Origin of the sequence: Xanthobacter autotrophicus (assembly GCF_029991245.1) — a bacterium.
Taxonomy (GTDB): Bacteria; Pseudomonadota; Alphaproteobacteria; order Rhizobiales; family Xanthobacteraceae; genus Xanthobacter; species Xanthobacter autotrophicus_C.
The window spans coordinates 1-418 of record NZ_JAIVFO010000407.1 but is presented as its reverse complement, the minus strand read 5'-3'; the positions used below and the strand labels follow the sequence as shown (position 1 = coordinate 418).

The 418-nt window shown below is 68.9% G+C and carries 1 protein-coding gene; it reads left to right on the top strand.

Features of this window, described 5'->3' with window-relative positions:
• A partial coding sequence (locus K9U41_RS23440; protein WP_282643228.1) for a glycosyltransferase occupies positions 1–418 on the top strand: 418 nt, incomplete at both ends.

The following is a 418-nucleotide window of genomic DNA, read 5'->3' as shown; positions in this document are numbered from 1 at the left end:
CCTACCCGTCGGTGCTGTCGCAGACGACGCACGACTTCGAGTGGCTGGTGCTGCTCGACGACCGGTGCAGCGGCGAGTTCCGCGAGGACATCGAGGCGCTGGCCGACGGGGTCTTCACGCCGGTCTGGACGCACGCCGACTTCCGGCGCGACACCTTCGCCGCCCCCGTGGCGGAGCGCGCGAGCGGAGCGCCGTACCTGATCACCACCCGGATCGACTCCGACGACGCGATGGCCGTGGACTTCATGGCCACGGTGCAGGCCCAGTTCGCCCAGCAGGACCGGCTGTTCGTCAGCATCACCCGCGGTGTCCAGATCGACCGGTCGGGGGGTGTTTACCGCAGGGACCAGCTGTCCAACCCGTTTCTGTCCCGGATCGAGAAGCGACAGCCGGACCGACTCCCCGACACGGTCTACGT